At 74.5% G+C, this 18,851-nt stretch carries 13 protein-coding genes; 5 read left to right on the top strand and 8 right to left on the bottom strand.

Features of this window, described 5'->3' with window-relative positions:
- Positions 1–48 precede the first annotated feature (48 nt).
- A complete protein-coding gene (locus tag O7607_RS14035) occupies positions 49–2,631 on the top strand; it encodes an FtsK/SpoIIIE domain-containing protein (protein WP_269706977.1) in 2,583 nt (860 codons plus the stop codon).
- Entirely contained in the window at positions 2,628–3,329 is a 702-nt protein-coding gene (locus tag O7607_RS14030; protein WP_269703642.1) for a hypothetical protein, read from the top strand. The genes O7607_RS14035 and O7607_RS14030 overlap by 4 nt, the downstream gene beginning before the upstream one ends.
- A 52-nt stretch (positions 3,330–3,381) precedes the next feature.
- On the opposite strand, the gene folE is transcribed toward O7607_RS14030, so the two are convergent.
- From folE to O7607_RS14010, 4 genes are all read right to left on the bottom strand, one after another.
- A complete protein-coding gene (gene folE / locus O7607_RS14025) occupies positions 3,382–3,999 on the bottom strand; it encodes a GTP cyclohydrolase I FolE (protein WP_269703641.1) in 618 nt (205 codons plus the stop codon).
- An 86-nt stretch (positions 4,000–4,085) separates the two neighbouring features.
- Positions 4,086–6,098 (bottom strand): ATP-dependent zinc metalloprotease FtsH, encoded by a 2,013-nt coding sequence (gene ftsH / locus O7607_RS14020; RefSeq protein WP_269703640.1) that lies wholly within the window; start codon positions 6,096–6,098, stop codon positions 4,086–4,088.
- A 431-nt stretch (positions 6,099–6,529) separates the two neighbouring features.
- Positions 6,530–7,105 carry a hypoxanthine phosphoribosyltransferase gene (gene hpt, locus O7607_RS14015; RefSeq protein WP_013288988.1) on the bottom strand — a complete coding sequence of 192 codons (576 nt, stop codon included), beginning with the start codon at positions 7,103–7,105 and terminating at the stop codon, positions 6,530–6,532.
- Between the two features lie 99 nt (positions 7,106–7,204).
- The gene (locus tag O7607_RS14010) at positions 7,205–7,450 is read right to left on the bottom strand and encodes a hypothetical protein (protein ID WP_269703639.1); all 246 of its coding nucleotides are present in this window, start codon (positions 7,448–7,450) and stop codon (positions 7,205–7,207) included.
- A 42-nt stretch (positions 7,451–7,492) separates the two neighbouring features.
- On the opposite strand from O7607_RS14010, the gene O7607_RS14005 reads away from it, so the two are divergent.
- Complete coding sequence (locus O7607_RS14005) at positions 7,493–8,452, top strand: GlxA family transcriptional regulator (protein ID WP_269703637.1); 960 nt, start codon at positions 7,493–7,495, stop codon at positions 8,450–8,452.
- A gap of 283 nt (positions 8,453–8,735) precedes the next feature.
- Here O7607_RS14005 and tilS read toward each other — a convergent pair whose 3' ends face one another.
- The 3 genes from tilS to dacB all read right to left on the bottom strand — a co-directional run bounded on the left by tilS (position 8,736) and on the right by dacB (position 12,414).
- The gene (gene tilS / locus O7607_RS14000; protein WP_269706976.1) at positions 8,736–9,665 is read right to left on the bottom strand and encodes a tRNA lysidine(34) synthetase TilS; all 930 of its coding nucleotides are present in this window, start codon (positions 9,663–9,665) and stop codon (positions 8,736–8,738) included.
- 118 nt (positions 9,666–9,783) lie between these two features.
- Positions 9,784–10,851 carry a zinc-dependent metalloprotease gene (locus O7607_RS13995; protein WP_269703636.1) on the bottom strand — a complete coding sequence of 356 codons (1,068 nt, stop codon included), beginning with the start codon at positions 10,849–10,851 and terminating at the stop codon, positions 9,784–9,786.
- Positions 10,852–10,917: 66 nt separating this feature from the next.
- Positions 10,918–12,414: a D-alanyl-D-alanine carboxypeptidase/D-alanyl-D-alanine endopeptidase gene (dacB, locus tag O7607_RS13990; RefSeq protein WP_269706975.1), complete on the bottom strand. Its 1,497-nt coding sequence runs from the start codon at positions 12,412–12,414 to the stop codon at positions 10,918–10,920.
- 412 nt (positions 12,415–12,826) lie between these two features.
- Here dacB and O7607_RS13985 point away from each other — a divergent pair, with 412 nt between their 5' ends.
- The gene (locus tag O7607_RS13985; protein ID WP_013288994.1) at positions 12,827–13,333 is read left to right on the top strand and encodes an inorganic diphosphatase; all 507 of its coding nucleotides are present in this window, start codon (positions 12,827–12,829) and stop codon (positions 13,331–13,333) included.
- Between the two features lie 54 nt (positions 13,334–13,387).
- Here the strand turns inward: O7607_RS13985 and eccD are convergent, their stop codons facing one another.
- Positions 13,388–14,770: a type VII secretion integral membrane protein EccD gene (gene eccD / locus O7607_RS13980; RefSeq protein ID WP_269703635.1), complete on the bottom strand. Its 1,383-nt coding sequence runs from the start codon at positions 14,768–14,770 to the stop codon at positions 13,388–13,390.
- A gap of 106 nt (positions 14,771–14,876) precedes the next feature.
- Here eccD and eccCa point away from each other — a divergent pair, with 106 nt between their 5' ends.
- Positions 14,877–18,815 (top strand): type VII secretion protein EccCa, encoded by a 3,939-nt coding sequence (gene eccCa / locus O7607_RS13975; protein WP_269703634.1) that lies wholly within the window; start codon positions 14,877–14,879, stop codon positions 18,813–18,815.
- Positions 18,816–18,851 lie beyond the last annotated feature (36 nt).

Raw genomic sequence — 18,851 nt, 5'->3', positions numbered from 1 at the left:
GGGTTACCGTCACTCCTCGGGGAGGACATGTCGGCCTCGGAAAGAGAGGTGGACGCGGTGGCGACTCCGAAGGCGCGCGCCGGTCGGGCCGCCGCGCTGCACCGCCGGGCCGAGGCCGCCGCGACGGCGGCGGCGGGCATCCTCGACGAGATCCGGCCCGCACCGGCCGACCATCATCGGCAGTACGAGCTGGCCGAGCGCCTGCGGGCGGCGGCGGAGCTGGCGGCGCCCGGCTGGGCCGGCGCACCGCTGGACGCGCTGACCGCGACGACTCCACCGGGTGACGGTCTGCCGCCGCTGGTCCGGGTCGGTACCGCGTCGCCGCTCGACGACGCCCGCTTCCCCGCGCTGGTGCCGTTGCTCGGCAGCGGTCACCTGTGCCTCGACGCCGACGCCTCGGACGCCCGGGTGGCCGGGCTTCTCCGCGCGCTGCTGCTGCGGGTGTTCGCCGCGACTCCGGCGGGCGCGCTGCTGGCCCGCGCCGTCGACGGCGGTTCCGGTACGACGCTCGCCGAATACGCACCGCTCGCCGACGCCGGCCTGCTGCCCCCGCCCGCCACCGACCTCGCCGGGATGCGGGCGGTGCTGGCCGAGGCGGAGCAGTGGGTGGCCGCCGGAACGGCCCGCCAGCGTGGGCACGACCGGACGCTGCTGCTCGTGGTCGCCGCGCTGCCGGACGGTACGACCACCGCCGACCTGGACCGGCTCGCCGGACTGGCCGAGGGCGGGCCCCGCGCCGGGCTGCATCTGGTGCTCGCCGGCTGGCCGGACGGCATCCCGTTGCCGCACGCCACAGCGGTCACTGTCCGCACCGCGTACGCGCTGGTCGGCGACCCGCCCGGCGCCGGCTTCAGCAGTCCCGGCGCGGAGCCGCCGGGCGGGTTGAACTCGCCGGTGTTCCTCGACGACGATCCGCCCGCCGACCTGGTCGCGGCGGTGTGCGCGCGGCTGGCCCGGCAGATCGAGGACGGCTCCCGCCTCTCCCTGCGTGACCTGCTGCCGGCGGACGGTTTCTGGACGGCCGGCTCGGCCGACGGCCTGAGCACCACAGTGGGTGACGCCGCGGGGCGCCCGGTCAGCCTCGGCTTCACCGAGCTGACGCCGCACTGGCTGGTCAGCGGCCGGGGCCAGGCGGGCCGGTCGGCGTTCCTGACCGACGCGTTGTTCGGGCTCGCTGCCCGGTACGGCCCGGACGACCTGGTGCTCTACCTGGCCGACCTGGCCGACGGCGAGTCCTTCGTGGAGTTCCTCCAGACCGAACGGGACCGCTCCTGGGTGCCGCAGGTACGCGCCGCCGGGATGGCCGCCGACCGGGAGTACGTGGCCGACCTGTTCGGTGAGCTGGAGGCGGAGCTGCGCCGCCGCGAGGAGGCGTCCCGGCGGGCCGGTGGGCAGCGCTACACCGAGCTGCGCCAGCACCAGCCGCTGCCCCGGATCGTCTGCGTGGTCGACAACTTCCCGCTGGCGTTGCGCGAGCGGGACCGGCTCGCCGCCGACCTGCTGGCCCGGCTGGACGCGCTCGCCCGCGCCGGCCGGTCGTACGGGATCCACCTGGTGCTGGCCGGCGAGGGTGACCTGGGCATCGGCGGTCCGCGTGACCCGCTGCTCGGCCAGTTCCCGGTGCGGGTGGCGCTGCCCGGCGGCTCGGCGGTACTGGAACCGGCGAACGACTCGGCGGCCGGCCTGCCGGTGGGCAGCGCGGTGGTGAACACGGCGGGTGGCCTGGGCGGCCCGCGCGGCGCGACCCGGGGGCACGAGCGGATGATCCGTTTCCCGGATCCGTACGAGGATCCCGAGGTCCTGGCCGGCCTGCGGCGACGGCTCTGGGAGGCGCGGGGCGAGTCGGTGACACCGCCGGTGGTCTTCGCCGGGTACGCCCGCCCGCTGCTCACAAACGATCCCCGGCACCGGGCCGCCCTGGCCGGCCGGGCCCACGCGCCCGCCGCGTTACTGGGCCGGGCGGTGGACGTACGGCGGTCCACGGTGACGGTGCCCCTGGGTCCGGGCGCGGGACGGAACCTGGCAGTCCTGGGCCGGGACGAGGAGGCCGAGCGCCTGCTGGTCACGGCGGTGCGCAGCGCGGCGGCGGCGCAACCGGGCGCCGCCCGGTTCGTGCTGGCGCCCCTGGCGAACGGGTCGGCCGAGCCGGCCGGGGTACTCGCCGCCGAGTTGTCCGGGCGCCACCGGGTGGAGACCGTCGACGCGGCCGGCCTGCGGGCCGCCATGGAGTCGGACGAGCCGGGTTACCTGGTGGTGTTCGGGCTGGACGTGCCGGACGCCGGCGAGCTGCCGCCCGACCTGCTGCGGACGCTGCTGCTGGAGGGCCCGCCGGCCGGCCGGCACCTGCTCGGCTGGTGGCGGACACCGGCGCCGCTCGCCGGGCTGCTCGGCCCGGAGGGCGAGGTGGACAAGCTCACCGCCGTGGCGGTCACCGACGTGCCCGGCGGCCGGTTGGAGCAGCTGTTCGACCGTCCGGTCTGGTGGCGGCCCCGGCCCGGTCGCGCGATGCTGTGGGACGGCCCGGACGAGCAGGGCACCGTCTTCGTACCGTTCGGCACCGCGGTCACGGCGAGCGCGTCGATCGAGCCGGACCCGCAGGCGGCGGGCCGCACCGGGGAGGGGGGCGCATGAGCGAGACCGGCACGTCCGTACCGGGACCCCGCTCGGGTGGCCCGAACACTGTGGCGGACCCCGCCGAGTCGGCCTGGGCGGAGTACGTCGCGGCAGCGCGGGCGCTCGACGGCGTACGCCGGGCGGCGGCGACCGCCGCCGGGGAGCAGGCGCGGTCGGTGGCCGCGGCCCGCGAGGAGCTGACAGCGGTACGGGAACGGCTGGCGCCGCAGCAGTCCCGGCTGCGTGAGCTGGGCGTACCGGCGATGTCGCTGGTCCCGACACCGCCGGAGGTGACCGAGGCGGCCCGGTCGATGGCGGGTGGGCCGTCGGCGGTGCTGGCGGCGCTGCGCGCGGCCGGGGACTGGGCGGACGCGGCGGACGACACGTTGAGCGCGCGCGGCCTGCCGCGGCTGGCCCGGTGGCCGGCCCGTCCGCGCAACCTGCTCGTGTACGGGCCGCTGGCGCTCGTGGTGCCGCTGCTCCAGCTCGTGCTGTACGCGGTCGCCGGTCTGGGGCCGGTCACGGTGCTGGCCCTGCTCGTGGGGCTGCCGCTGCCGGCCGTGGCGTTCATGCTGGGCTGGCTCGCGGTGGGGCGCGTCTTCCGCCCCCGTCCGACCGATCGGGTGGACCGGACGCCCCGCTTCGGCGCCCTGGTCTGCCTGGTCCCGGCGGTGCTCACCGCCGCCGGGCTGCTGCTGGCCATGCTGCCGGACTGACGACGGCCGCGTCTCCCGGGCGGGAGGACGCGGCCGTCGGTGGTGGTCGGGGTCAGCGGGCCATGATCAGTGCCATCGCCTCGGCTCGCGACTTGGCGTCGTTCTGGAGGCCGCCGCGCACGGCGGACGTGATGGTCTTCGCGCCGGACTTCTGGATGCCGCGCATCGCCATGCACATGTGCTCGCACTCCAGCACGACGATCACGCCGCGCGGGGCGAGGCTGGACATCAGCAGGTCGGCGATCTGCGAGGTAAGCCGCTCCTGCACCTGCGGCCGGCGGGCGAACACCTCGACCAGCCGGGCCAGCTTCGACAGGCCGGTGATCCGGCCGTCCGGGCCGGGGATGTAGCCGATGTGCGCGCTGCCCCGGAACGGCAGCAGGTGATGCTCGCAGAGGCTCATCACGTCGATGTCCCGCACGAGCACCAGTTCCTCGTGGTTGGCCTCGAACGTGGTGCGGAGCACCTGCGCCGGGTCGACCCGCAGGCCGGCGAAGAGTTCGGCGTACGCGCGGGCCACCCGGGCCGGCGTCTGCTGGAGGCCGTCGCGGTCCGGGTTCTCGCCGACCGCGATGAGGATCTCGCGGACCGCCTTCTCGATCCGGGCGAGGTCGACGGTGTCCTCCACCGGGCCACCGGTGAGCTTGCCGCTGATCAGGCGCGCGGCCACGTAGTCGAGCGCGTCGTCCCCGTCGGGCTCGGTCGCGGAGACGGCCGACTCCCTGTGCGGGGAGCCGGCCGTCGTCGGATCGCTGTTCAGTGCGTACCGTCCGAGTTGTTGCTGGAACCACCGATCGAGGCGGCGGCGTCGGCGCGGGCCTGCGCGGCCAGCGCTTCCTTCTCGGCCGGGGTGAGCACCGGCGGCTCGGTGGAGGGCTGACGCTTGCCGAAGCCGTGGTACGGGGCCATCGGCGGGCGCTTGACGACCCGGGCGCAGATGCGGGCCATGTCGGCGGTGGAGAGGGTTTCCTTCTCCATCAGCTCCAGGACCATGGTGTCCAGGACGTCCCGGTATTCCACCAGGATCTCCCAGGCCTCGTCGTGGGCCAGCTCGATCAGCGCGCGCATCTCGCCGTCGATCTCGGCCGCCACCGCGTCGGAGTAGTCCCGCTCGTGGCCCATGTTGCGGCCGAGGAACGGCTCGTCGCCGCTGGTGCCGTACTTGATCGCACCGAGCTTGGAACTCATGCCGTACTGCGTGATCATCGCGCGGGCCAGCTGGGTGGCCTTCTCGATGTCGTTGCCGGCGCCGGTGGTCGGCTCGTGGAAGACCAGCTCCTCGGCCGCCCGGCCACCCAGCGCGTACGCCAGGGTGTCGATCATCTCGGCCCGCGTCTGGGTGTACTTGTCCTCCGTCGGGAGGACGAGCGTGTGACCCAGCGAGCGGCCCCGGGACAGGATTGTCACCTTGTGCACCGGCGCGGCGTGCGGCAGCGCCCAGGCGACCAGCGCGTGCCCACCCTCGTGGTACGCGGTGATCTTCTTCTCCTGGTCGCTCATCACCCGGGTCCGGCGCTGCGGGCCGGCGATCACCCGGTCGATCGACTCCTCCAGGGAGTCGTTGGTGATCGCCCGCTGCTCCTTACGGGCGGTGAGCAGCGCGGCCTCGTTGATCACGTTGGCCAGGTCGGCGCCGCTGAAGCCCGGGGTACGCCGGGCGACCGCGTCGAGGTCGACGTCGGGCGTGAACGGCTTGCCCTTGGCGTGCACCCGCAGGATGGCCTTGCGGCCCTCCATGTCGGGGGCGTCGACCGGGATCTGCCTGTCGAACCGGCCCGGGCGCAGCAGCGCCGGGTCGAGGATGTCCGGCCGGTTGGTGGCGGCGATCAGGATGACGCCGCCCTTGGTGTCGAAGCCGTCCATCTCGACCAGCAGCTGGTTGAGCGTCTGCTCCCGCTCGTCGTGACCGCCGCCCATGCCGGCGCCGCGGTGGCGGCCGACGGCGTCGATCTCGTCGACGAAGACGATCGCCGGGGCGTTCGACTTGGCCTGCTCGAACAGGTCGCGGACGCGGCTGGCGCCGACACCGACGAACATCTCGACGAAGTCGGAGCCGGAGATGGAGTAGAAGGGCACCCCGGCCTCGCCGGCGACCGCGCGGGCCAGCAGCGTCTTACCGGTACCGGGCGGGCCGAACAGCAGCACGCCCTTCGGGATCTTGGCGCCCAGGGCCTGGTACTTCGCCGGGTTCTGCAGGAAGTCCTTGATCTCGTGCAGTTCCTCGACGGCCTCTTCGGCACCCGCGACGTCCGCGAAGGTGGTCTTCGGCGTGTCCTTGGTGATCATCTTCGCCTTGGACTTGCCGAAGTTGAGCACCCGGGAGCCGCCGCCCTGCATCTGCGACATGAAGAACAGCAGCAGGAGCACGAGCAGCGCGATGGGAAGCAGGTTGACCAGCAGGCTGACCCAGATGCTGTCCGACGACACCTTGGTGTCGACCGGGCCGGTGATGCGGTCCGCCGCCTCGGCCTCGCGCACCTGGTTCCAGACCTGGCCGCCGACCTCGTACGGGAACTGCGCCTCGATCTTGTCAGTGGTGGTGTCGCCGTCGAACTTGGCCTTGTCCTTCAGGTCGAGCTGGAGCGTCTGCTCCTTGTCCTGGAAGACGACCTTCTCGATGCCACCCTTGTTGAGCTGGTCGAGCGCGACGGACGTGTCCACCCGGTGGTAGCTGGGACCAGCGGTGAACAGTTGACTGAGCACAACGGCGCCGAGGATGACCAGGATGATCCAGACCACCGGTCGGCGGAAGAAACGCGTACGTTCCATGCTGTAGTCGGGTGCCGAGGCGCCCGCATCCTCCTGATCGACGTCCTGACCGTCTGAATGGTGTCGCCGCCTTGAGCGGCGGCCGGGGCCGCCGTGCGGGCCGGCCCGACCCCCGGGGCACGCAAACTGCCGCACCACGGTCATTCGACGGTACACCGTACGCGCGAGGAGTGAGCTTGCGAGCCCCGCAGTCGCGCACATTCGGAACCTCGGCGCGCGCGATGCGTGAGCTTGCGAGCCCGGCACTTACGCGTAGGGCGAACCCGGGTTTGAGCCGGCGTGGCGGGGAGCTCCCACCCGGCCCGCCCACACCGCACGGTCACGCGGTTCGAGGGGCCGGGCGTGGAGGGTGCCTCCACGTCACCGGTCCCTACCGTAGACCGGAAGGCTGAGAGCCCGCTGAACGTCAGCTGACGAAGGGCTCGGCAACGTCAGGCCCGCGCGTACACCTCGGGCTTGAGCACCCCGACGTAGGGCACCTCGCGGTACCGCTCACCGAAGTCGAGCCCGTAGCCCACGACGAACTCGGTCGGGATGTCGAACCCGACGTACTTGACCGGGACCTGCACCTTGACCGCGTCCGGCTTGCGGAACAGCGCCACCACCTCGACGCTCGCCGCGGAGCGCGACTCGAGGTAGCGCAGCAGCCAGGACAGCGTCAGGCCGGAGTCGACGATGTCCTCGACAACCACCACGTGGCGGCCGGCGATGTCCCGGTCCAGGTCCTTGAGGATGCGGACCACGCCGGACGAGGTGGTGCCCTGGCCGTAGGACGAGACGGCCATGAACTCCAGCTCGGCGGGCGGGCCCTGGCGGCCCAGCGCGCGGGCGAAGTCGGCCATGAACATGACCGCTCCCTTGAGCACACACACGAGCAGCAGGCCGTCCTCGACGTGGGCGTAGTCCGCCGAGACCTGCTTGGCCAGCTCCGCGGTCTTGTCGCGGATCTGCGCCTCCGAGATGATCACGTGGTCGATGTCGGCGTCGTACCAGGAGCCGTCAGCCATGCTCCTAGCCTGCCGTACGCCCCCACGCCGCCGTCGGCGGGGCCGCCCCTTTTGGCGCGGTCCCGCCGGGGATTTTCGGCGCGAACTGAATAAATCACCTCAGCAGGTACGGGAGCGCCAGCGCTGCCCGTCGTCACTCGGCTTCCAGTCGGCCGAGTCGCGGGTGTCGGCGGTGAGCCCGAAAGCGCTGGCACCGACGAGGAGGAGCAGGAAGAGCAGGAGCAGCAGAACGGTCATGGCGGCGCTCACTTTCGCGTGGTCGAGACTGTTTTCGCCGCCGGTGCGCACCGGACACCATTGATTCTGCGGGCCACCGACCGATGCGGACAGTGGCAGGAAAGTCATCGGGCATCGATTTACTGCCACCTGTCGGGTTACCCTCGTCACATGCTCCGTACGGTCGCCGTCATCGCCATGGACGAGGTCGCCGCGTTTGAACTCGGCGTGCTCGCCGAGGTCTTCGGCACCGACCGCACCGCCGACGGCTTCCCCGAATACCGGTTCGACGTGTGCACCGCCGACGGCAGCGCGGTCCGCAGCCGGTCCGGGTTCCTGCTCACCCCCACCGCCGACCTCGGCCCGGTCGGGGACGCCGACCTGGTGGCGGTACCCGCGCACGCCGACGGCACCCCGGTACCCGAACCGGTGCTCGCCGCCCTGCGCCGCGCCGCCGACCGGGGCGCCTGGCTGCTCAGCGTCTGCGCCGGCGCGTTCGTCCTCGGCGAGGCGGGCGTCCTCGACGGGCGGGACTGCACCACCCACTGGCGGTACACCGACGAACTGCAGCGGCGCTTCCCGGCCGCCCGGGTCCAGTGCGACTCGCTCTACGTACAGGACGACCGGCTGCTCACCAGCGCCGGGACCGCCGCCGGCATCGACGCCTGCCTGCATCTGGTACGCCAGGAGCACGGCTCCGCGGTGGCGACCCGGCTGGCCCGCCGGATGGTGGTTCCGCCGCACCGCGACGGCGGCCAGTCGCAGTACGTCGAGGCGCCGATCCCCAAGGCGCCCGAGGCAGCCACCCTGGAACCGGTGCTGGAGTGGTTGATGGGGCACCTGCGCCGGCCGCTGACAGTGGACGAGCTTGCCGCGCGCGCCGGGATGGCCCCGCGGACGTTCGCGCGCCGGTTCCGCGCCGAGACCGGCACCACCCCGCACGACTGGCTGACCAACCAGCGGGTGCTGCTGGCCCGGCAGCTGCTGGAGGACACCACGCTGAGCGTGGAGGGCGTCGCCGAGCAGGCCGGCTTCGGCGACGCGGCGGCGCTGCGGCACCACTTCACCCGCCGGGTCGGCACCACCCCCCTGGCCTACCGCACCACTTTCCGCGAACGCACAACCGCCTGACCCCCCACCCCCGGCCCGCCCCGGCGATCATGAAGTTGACCGCGATTTTCGTCCGTTTCCTCCCCGCCAACCTCATGATCACCGCTCCCGGGTGTGCCCGCTCCCCGCGCCGCACCCGTGATCAAGGGGTTTGTGGGCTGCCGGCGGTGTGAAGTGGACACAAAGTCCTTGATCACCGCCGGGTCGGGCGGGGTGGGCGAGGCGGGGCGGGAGTGGTGGCATCAGGGCGTGGTTGATGCCGCCACCTCCCCGACGTGGCGGCGCGAACCGGTTGGATCACCGGTCAGGGGGTCAGGTGGTTGGCGCGACGGCTCACCTGGTGGCCGCCGGGTAGATGCACCGGGCCCTGTCCGTGCCAGGCTGTGACCAGGGCGTCCAGCGCTGCCACGTGACTGTGGGACAGCGCGGCCGGCGCCGCGCCCAGCTCGCGGGCCCAGGCGTGCAGCACCCGGGTACGCACGGCGGCCGGCAACCCGGCGAGCCCGGCGACGCAGAGAGCGCCGTCAGCGGTGCGGACGTCGGCGAGCGCGGCGTCGGCGAGCGCGTCGAGCGCGGCGTTGTCGGCGGCGAGCAGGTGAGCGGTACGGGCGAGGTTGGCCACCACCCCCGGCCCCAGCGCCTCGACGAGTGCGGGCAGCGCGTCGACCCGGACCCGGGCGCGGGCGTACGCCGGATCGGCGTTGTGCGGGTCCGCCCACGGGTCGAGTCCGAGCGCGACGCAGGCGGCCCGGGTGTCGGCGCGTGGGACGTCGAGCAGCGGACGCAGCAGTGGCACCCCGTCAACGTCGCGCCGTTCCGGCATTCCGGACAGCCCGCGCGGTCCGGCACCTCGGGCCAGCGCCAGCAGGACGGTCTCGGCCTGGTCGTCGCGCGTGTGCCCGAGCAGCACCCCGGCTGCGTCGTACCGGTGGGCGGCCGCGATCAGCGCCTCGTACCGGGCCTCGCGGGCGGCCGCCTCCGGGCCGCCGGGCCGGCCGTCCACCCGTACCGGAAGCACCTCGACCGGGTCGAGCCCTTCGGCACGGGCCCAACCGGCGACCGCCTCGGCCCGGTCGGCGGACCCGGGTTGCAGGCCGTGGTCGACTGTCACCAGGCCGGCCGGGCGCCCGAGCCGGGGTGCCACGAACGCGGTGGCGGCGGCGAGTGCGAGCGAGTCGGCACCGCCGGAGCAGGCCACCAGCACCGGGCCGCCGCCGGGCAGGCCGGTCAGCATCCGGCGGACGGCGAGCCGCACGGCGGCGACGGCGGGAGCGGGCGACGGCGAGCGACGCGACCGAGCGCCGGAATCAGCCGGGCCGACGGGACCGCCCGGCACGACCGAACCAGCCGGATCAGCCGACGGGCGGGGTGGCACCGGCGGGCCCGTGTACGCGGGACACCCAGGTGTCCGGGTCGCCCAGCTCGTCCAGGCGGGGCAGCGTCAGCGGGGACGAGAAGATCTTGTTGAAGCCCGTCATCCCCACCCGGTCGACCACGCCGTGCACGAACTTGCGGCCCTCGGCGTACTGGCGCATCTTGACCTCGATGCCGAGCAGCCGGCGGATGGCCTTCTCCAGCGGGTTGCCGGACTCCCGGCGCCGGTTGAACGCCGCCCGGATCGACTCGACGCTGGGGATGACCTGCGGGCCGACGCCGTCCATCACGAACTCGGCGTGGCCCTCGAGCAGCGTCATGAGCGCGGTCAGCCGGTCCAGCACGGCGCGCTGGGCCGGGGTCTGCACGATGTCCAGCACGCTGGCCCGGCTCTCCGGGTCCTTGACCGCGTCGGAGAGCGTGGCGACGCCGCGGCGGAGCCGCTCCAGCAGGTGCTCGCCGCCCTGGGAGGCGTCCACGAACGCCTGCACCTCGCCGAGGAAGTACGCGCGCATCCACGGCACGGCGGTGAACTGGGTGCGGTGGGTGACCTCGTGCAGGCACACCCAGAGCCGGAAGTCGCGCGAGTCGGCTCCGAGCTTCCGCTCGACCTCGAGGATGTTCGGCGCCACCAGCAGCAGCTGGCCGGGGTCGCCGGCGAAGACCTCGTACTGGCCGAGCACGCGGCCGGAGAGGTACGCCAGCACGGTGCCGGCCTGCACACCGGTGACCCGCGAGCCGATCGCCTCGGTGAGCGCGCCGGGCCGCTTGTCGCCGGAGAGACGCTCGACCAGCGGGGAGACCACCTCACGCAGCCCGGCGATGTTCGCCGCCGCCCAGTCCCGGCGGTCGACCACGCGTACCGGCGGGTGGGCGACCTGCGCACGCAGGCCGGTGTAGTCGGCGACGTGACCCGCCGCCTCGTCGGTCAGCCGGCGCAGGTCGCCGACCACGTCGGTGGCCTCGGCGTACGACACCCGAGGGCCCGACTTGCTCAGCGCCCCCGCTGTCGCGGCGGCCAGATCCCAGTCCACGAACTGCGCCATGAACCCACCGTACCCGCGCCGGAACACCCCTACCCGGGCTCGCGCCGGCCGATCGACGCCCGTCGGTCAGCGGCAGCCGCACCCGGCCAGCGCGGAGCTGATCCGGTCCAGCGCCGCCCGGGTGTCGTCCAGCGAGCCCTGCGTCCGGTCGGTGAGCACGGCGAACGTGAGCAGCCGTCCGTCGGCGGTGGTCACCGTGCCGGCGATCGCGTTGACGCCGCTCAGCGTGCCGGTCTTGGCCCGGACGACGCCCGCTCCGGCGCGGGTCGCCGCCGCCCGGTAGCGCTCGTCGAGCGTGCCGGACCAGCCGCCGACCGGCAGGCCGCCGAAGATCGCCGCTAGTTCGGGGTGGCTGCCGTTACCGGCGAGCGTGATCAGGTCGGTGAGCAGCGAAGGGCTGATCCGGTTGGTGCGGGACAGCCCGCTGCCGTCGGCCAGGCTGATCTCACCGGCCGGCAGGCCCAGCTCGCCGAGGACCTGGTCGGTGGCCGCCGCGCCGCCGGCGAACGAGCCGGGCTTGCCCTTGGCGAGCGCCACCTGGCGGGCCATCGCCTCGGCGATCACGTTGTCGCTGTCGCTGATCATGATGTCGACCAGCCGGATCATCGGCAGGGACTCGACCTTCCCCAGCTCGGCGCCGGGGGCCGTACCCGAGGCGCCGGACGCGGCCGGCGCCGTGCCCCGGCTGACCTGGGCGGCGCCGCCGGTCAGGCCGAGCAGCTTGGCGAACTGCCGACCGGCGGTCAGGTCGGGCTGCGGCACCCGCTCGGCGGCGTGGTTCGTCTCCTCGGCGGTGCGCCGCGCCTCCGCCGCGTCCTTGCGGGCGCCGTCGGTCATCAGCGCGGTGATCGCCGCGCCGAAGCCGCCGGTGGGGATGTCGGAGTCCCAGCCGGGCTCGAAGACAGGGCCGCTGAACAGCGACGAGTCGACGATCACCTTGGTCGGGGCGGTGCCGCCGAGCGCGTCGCGCACCTGCGCGGCGAGGTCGTCCAGCCGGGCCGCGCCCGGGTAGAAGCCGTTCTTGTCCACGGCGAGCGTGGGGTCACCGCCGCCGACCAGGACCACCTCGCCCGGGTTCGCTCCGGCCACCGCCCGGGTCGGGATCCGGTGGGCCGGGCCCCGGGCGGCGAGCACCGCCACGCCGGTCGCCAGCTTCGTCACCGAGGCGGGCACGGTGGGGGTGTCCTGGCCGCTGCCGTAGAGCGCCTGGCCGGTGCTCACGTCGGCCACCGACACGTGCACCCGGTCACCGAGCGCGGCAGCGCGGACCAGCGGGTCCAGGGCGGCGCGGATGCCGGCCTCGGTGGGCAGCGGGGCGTTGCCGTCCGGCCCGGCCAGCACGGCCTGCGGGGAGGGCTCGGGCGGCGCGGCGACCGCCGTACCCGTGCCGTCGTCGTCGCCCAGCCACCCGGCGACCGGGCCGGGACGCAGCACGGCGAGCCCGGCCACCGCCAGGGCCAGCACGAGCACGCAGGCGAGCGCCGCGACCAGCCGTCGCCCGCGTCGCGGCCGGCCCGGGGGCGGCCCGGAGGGTACGGGCGGCGCGGCGCCGACCGGTGGCACCGGCGGGCTGACCGGGATCGGAGCCGTCAGGTCGTGCGGCGAGCGGGCCGAGCCGCTCGCCGGACCGGAGCCGTGGTGCGGTGCGGCGGAGCCGTGGTGCGGCGGGCCGACGCGGGCGGACCCGGTGGCCGGAGAGGGACGATGAGGCACGTTCGCCCCCGGGACGGACACCCGTCCGGTGGCCCCGCCGGAACCGGAACCCGCGGACCCGCGCCCGTCAACCCTGTCGGGGCGGTAGTGTGAATCTTCCCTCCCCACGGCCCCCTCCTCCCCGCTCGAAATCGCCTTGGGCGACACTACTTCGGTCCGAACACTATGCGGCGGCCGGAGCCGACGGGGGGCGTTCACCCCGCGCCGGGGGTGAGCCGCTGGTTTCCGTTAGCCAGCGTGGGCAAACGAGGGAGCGTGGAAGATGGATTTCGACGTCACGGTTGAGATCCCCAAGGGTCACCGCAACAAGTACGAGGTAGACCACGCGACCGGCCGCATCCGGCTGGACCGCACCCTCTTCACCTCCACGCAGTACCCGGCCGACTACGGGTTCATCGAGGGCACCCTGGGTGAGGACGGCGACCCGCTGGACGCGCTGGTGCTGGTGCCCGAGCCGACGTTCCCGGGCTGCCTGATCCGCTGCCGCACCATCGGCATGTTCCGGATGACCGACGAGAAGGGCGGCGACGACAAGGTCCTCTGCGTGCCCTACGAGGACCCGCGTCAGGAGCACCTGCGCGACATCCACCACCTGGGCGAGTTCGACCGGCTGGAGATCCAGCACTTCTTCGAGGTCTACAAGGACCTGGAGCCGGGCAAGTCGGTCGAGGGCGCGACCTGGGTCGGCCGGGTCGAGGCCGAGGCGGAGATCGCCGCCTCGTACCGGCGTGCCAAGGAGGCCGAGGAGCGCGGCGAGACGCTGCACTGACGCTGACACCTGCCGGGGCCCGGGTCGCGCTTCGCGACCCGGGCCTCCGCGTGTTCAGGCCAGCAGGTCGCGGGCCCGGTCGTAGAGGTCGAGGACCGCGCAGGCCACCGGCACGACCGCGATCACCAGCGCGGTGTCGGTCAGGTCGGCGAGCCGGCCGAGGTACGGGGAGACCGGCCGCCGGGCGTACGTGGCCCCGGCGGTGACAGCCGTCAGGGCCAGGGCCAGCCCGCCGACTGTCAACGCGAGCCGGGCACCCGGACCGGCGCGCTCGGCCAGCACCACGCCGAGCAGGGCGAACGCGGCCAGCCCGGCGACGATCGCCGGCACCCGGTGCCGTACCGCCACGAACAGCCGGGAACGCAGCAGCAGCACCCCGCCGGCAACAGCGGCGAGCAGCAGCCCGGCGGTCCGGCCGATACAGACGAGCACCGCGACCGCGCCGACGGCCAGCACCGCGTGGCCGAGCAGCATCCCGGTGAGCACCTCCTCGGCGCGGGCCACCGCCGCGTGCACCCGGCCCCGGTCCGGCAGGTCCCGGGTGCCCGCCGGGCTGGGCAGGGTGAGCGGCGGCAGCGGCAGCTTGCCGACCCGGATGGCCAGCAGCGGCAGCCCGCCGAGTGCGAACACCAGCACGGCGAGCAGGACGGCGGCGGTGCCGTCCGGGTCGAGCACCAGCCCGCCGAGCGCTGCCGTCACGCCCGCCAGGCCGACGGTCACCCCGGCCACGAAGACGCGGGACCGGCTGGCCACGCCGAGCAGGCCGAGCACCGCCACCAGCAGCAGCGCCACCGAGCCGACCAGGAGTTCGGGGGCACCCACCCAGCGCAGGCCGGGGATCGGGCCGACCGGATCGCCGGAGGCGACAGCCAGCGCACCGGCCACCGCGGCCCAGGGCAGCGCGTACCCGCCGAGGGTGGCGCCGACCGGGCCGTCCCCGTACGCCCGGGACGCCGCGGTGGCGGCGAGCACCAGGATCAGGGCGACCGCCGCGGCGACCGGCCAGCCGCGCGCGCCCGGCCCGGCCGCGACCACGGCGACCAGCCCGACGGCCAGGGGTACGGCGGCGCCGGCGAGCGCGGCGGCTCGGGTGGCCTGGCCGGACCAGGCGGCACCTCGTCGCCGGGCGCCGTCCACGATCGCCTCGACCACGTCGTCGTACTCCAACTCGGGCCACTGCGCGCGGGCCGGCACCAGGTGCAGCACCTCGCCGTCACGGACGCCCTGCGGCAGCAGCGCCTGGGCGGTGGCCAGCACCGCGCCGTCGGTGCGGCGCAGCACCCACCCGCCGTGCCGTTCCCCGTCGTCGGCCAGTCCCTCACCGGCGTGCCGGAGCACCTCGGGCAGCAGTTCGGCCAGGGGCACCTGCTCCGGCAGGGCCACGTCGACCCGCCGCCTGGGCGCGCTGATGGTGACCCGGGCGAGCCCGCTTGTCATCGAGGCATCTCCATATCGAGCGGGAACAGTGGGCTGACGGACGAGAGGACTTTACCTACGATGAGCCAGGCTCGGGTTACCCAGAGCCACTTTCGGGAGGGGTCGAGTGTCCACTGTCGTCATCAAGCGGCCGCCACGCCGCCCGGCACCGGAGATCCCGGTCGGTGAGCTGCCCGTCGAGGCGCCGCCGGAGATCCCCGCCGCTGCGGGTGGGCGCTGGCAGCAGGCGCTGATGGTGCTGCCGATGCTCGGCGGGACGGTGGCCATGGCGATGATGTTCGGCCGCGGCGGCGGGGCCTACTCGTACGTGGTGGGCGGCATGTTCGGCCTCTCCTCGCTGGCGATGCTGGTGACCACCTGGGGCAGCGCCGGGCCGAAGAAGTCCGAGCTGATGGCCGCCCGCCGGGAATACCTGCGCCACCTGGCCACGCTCCGGCGCCGGGTGCGGGAGACCGCCGGCGCCCAGCGGGCCGGGCTGTCCTACCGCCATCCCGAGCCGGGGCGGCTCTGGTCGACTGTCGACAGTCACCGGATCTGGGAACGCCGGCCGGGCGACCCGGACTTCGCCGTGGTCCGGGTCGGTGTCGGGCCGCAGACGCTGGCCACCCCGCTGGTCCCGCCGGTGACCCGCCCGCTGGAGGAGCTGGAACCGATGACGGCCGGGGCGCTGCGGCGCTTCCTGGACGCGTACTCGGTGGTGCCGGACCTGCCGGTGGCGCTGTCGCTGCGCAGCTTCGCCCGGGTCTTCGTGCGCGGCCCGGCCGGCCCGGTACGCGGCGCCGGGTCGCCCGCCGCGCAGGCGCTGGCCCGGGCGGTGCTCACCCAGCTCGCCGTCTTCCACGCGCCGGACGAGCTGCTGATCGCGGTCTGCGCCGGGCCGGAACGCCGGAGCGCCTGGGAGTGGGTGAAGTGGCTGCCGCACGCCCACCATCCGGCGCGAACCGACGCGCTGGGTCCGGTGCGGCTGGTCACCAGTTCCGCCGCCGACCTGGAACGGCTGCTCGACGACGTGCTCGGCACGCGGTCCCGGTTCAGCCCGCACGGCACCGCGACGGACGGGCCGCACGTCGTGGTGGTGCTCGACGGCGGCGACCTGACCGGCGCGACCGACCTGGCGGGTGACGGCGGCATCGACGCGGTCACCGTGCTCGACCTGGACACCCCGCCGCCCCGGCTGCTCGACCGGTACGCGCTCCTGCTCGACCTCGTCGACGGCAGGCTGCACTCGCACTCCGTCCAGGGGCACGCCGAGGTGGGCGCCGCCGACGCGCTGGCGCCCGCCGACGCCGAGGCGGTGGCCCGGCGGCTCGCGCCGCTGCGGCTGGCCGGCACGGTACGCGGACCGGACGCGGTGCCCGGCGCCGAGCTGGGCCTGCCCGAGCTGCTCGGTCTCGGCGACCCGGAGAGCTTCACCGCCGAGCAGGGCTGGGCGCCCCGGGCCGCGCGGGACCGGCTGCGGGTGCCGATCGGGGTGGGCGCCGACGGCGGGGCGATCGACCTCGACCTGAAGGAGTCGGCGCAGGACGGCATGGGCCCGCACGGCCTGCTGATCGGCGCGACCGGCTCGGGCAAGTCGGAGCTGCTGCGCACGCTCGTGCTCGGGCTGGCCGCCACGCACAGCTCGGAGCAGCTCAACTTCGTCCTCGTCGACTTCAAGGGCGGCGCCACGTTCGCGCCGTTCGAGCGGCTGCCGCACACCGCCGCCGTGATCACCAACCTGGCCGACGCGTTGCCGCTGGTGGACCGGATGGTGGACGCGATCAACGGCGAGCTGATGCGCCGGCAGGAGTTGCTGCGCCGGGCGGGCAACTTCGCGAGCGTGCGCGACTACGAGCGGGCCCGGGCGGCCGGCTCGCCGCTGGCCCCGCTGCCGTCGCTGCTGCTGATCTGCGACGAGTTCTCCGAGCTGCTGTCCGCCAAGCCCGACTTCATCGACCTGTTCGTGCAGATCGGCCGGCTGGGCCGGTCGCTCGGGGTGCACCTGCTGCTGGCGAGCCAGCGGCTGGAGGAGGGGCGGCTGCGCGGGCTGGACACGCACCTGTCGTACCGGATCGGGTTGCGGACGTTCTCGGCGCTGGAGTCCCGGACGGTGCTGGGCGTGCCGGACGCGCACGAACTGCCGCGCAGCCCGGGGCACGGCTACCTGCGCTCGGGCACCGACCCGCTGGTCCGGTTCAAGGCCGCGTACGTCTCCGGCGCGGTCCGTCGCCGCGGCGGTGCGGCGGGCGCGTCCGGCACCGGTGAGGCACGCGTGCTCGCGTTCTCCACCCACCTGGTCCCGGTGCCGGAGCCGCCGACGCCGGTCGCCCCGCCGGCCGAGGACGACAACGGGGAGACGCTGCTCGACCTGCTCGTGGACCGGCTGGCCGGGCAGGGCCCGCCCGCGCACCAGGTGTGGCTGCCGCCGCTGGACGCCTCCCCCGCCCTGGACGAGCTGCTCGGCCCGGTCGGCACCGACCCGGTACGCGGGCTGACGGTGGCCAATCCGGAGCTGCACGGGTCGCTGCAGGTGCCGGTGGCGGTGGTGGACAAGCCGTTCGAGCAGCGGCGCGACCTGTTCTGGCTGGCGCTGGACGGCGCGGCCGGGCACGTCGCGGTGGTCGGTACCACCCGCAGCGGCCGGTCCAGCCTGCTGCGCACGCTGGTCTGCGCGCTCGCGCTCACCCACACCCCGGCCGAGGTGCAGGTCTACTGCCTCGACTTCGGCAGCGGAACGCTCGGCACGCTGCGCGACCTGCCGCACGTGGGCGGGGTCAGCGGACGGACCGACGGCACCGCCGTGCGCCGTACCGTCGGCGAGGTCGCCGGGCTGCTGGCCGAGCGGGAGCGGCGTTTCGCCGAGGCCGGTGTGGAGTCGATGGCCGCGTGGCGACGACGGCGGGCGGCGGGCGCACCCGACCCGTTCGGGGACGTGTTCCTGGTGGTGGACGGCTGGAACACGCTGCGGGGTGAGTACGAGGACCTGGAACCGCTGGTCACCGAGCTCGCCACCCGGGGTCTGGCGTACGGGGTGCACGTGGTGGCGACCGCGCTGCGCTGGTCGGACTTCCGCCCGGCGATCCGCGACCTGTTCGGCTCCCGCCTGGAGTTGCGCCTGGGTGACCCGGCCGACTCGGTGGTGGTCAAGCGCGCGCTGGCGGCGACGGTACCGGAGGAGCGTCCGGGCCGCGGCATCACGGCGGGCGGACTGCACTTCCTCACCGCCGAACCCCGCGTCGAGGCGCTGGGCGCGGAGACCACCGATCTGGTCAAGGCGGTCGCGGGCGCGTGGACCGGCCCGCCGGCGCCCCGGGTGCGGCTGCTCCCACCGGTGCTGCCGTACGCCGAACTGGACCAGCACGCGACGAGCGGGCTGGCGTTCCCGATCGGCGTGGCCGAGGCGGACCTGTCCCAGGTGGTGCTGGACTTCGCCACCGAGCCGAACTTCCTGGTCTTCGGCGACGCCGAGTGCGGCAAGTCGTCGTTCCTGCGCGCGCTCGCCACCTCGATCGTCAACCGGTTCACGCCGGAGCAGGCGCGGGTGATGCTCGTCGACTACCGGCGCAGCCTGATGGGCGTGATCGAGACCCCGCACCTGATCGGGTACGGCACTGCCGCACCGCACACCGCCGAGCTGATCGAGTCGGCCGCCGGCTACCTCCAGGGGCGGCAGCCGGGGCCGGAGGTGACCCCGGCGCAGCTGCGCAGCCGGTCGTGGTGGAAGGGACCGGAGCTGTTCGTGCTCGTGGACGACTACGACCTGGTGGCGGGCGGGCCGACGAACCCGTTGCGGGCGCTGGAGGAGCACCTTCCGCACGCGCGGGACGTCGGGCTGCACCTGGTGCTGGCACGGCGGACCGGCGGTGCCGGGCGGACCGCGTACGAGCCGGTCGTGCAACGACTGCGCGAGCTGTCCACCGCCGGCCTGGTGATGTCGGGCGGTCCGGAGGAGGGCGCGCTCGTCGGTCAGGTGAAGGCCGGGCCGCTGCCCCCGGGCCGGGCGCGTCTGGTGACGCGCCGGGAGGGGGTGCGCCTGGTGCAGCTGGCGCATCTCCCGCCCGGGTGATCCGCCTCGCGGAGTTGCCCCGTGACGGTCGGGACA

The sequence above is a fragment of the Micromonospora sp. WMMA1949 genome (assembly GCF_027460145.1).
Classification (GTDB): domain Bacteria; phylum Actinomycetota; class Actinomycetes; order Mycobacteriales; family Micromonosporaceae; genus Micromonospora.
This window is presented reverse-complemented; position numbering and strand designations above follow the sequence as displayed.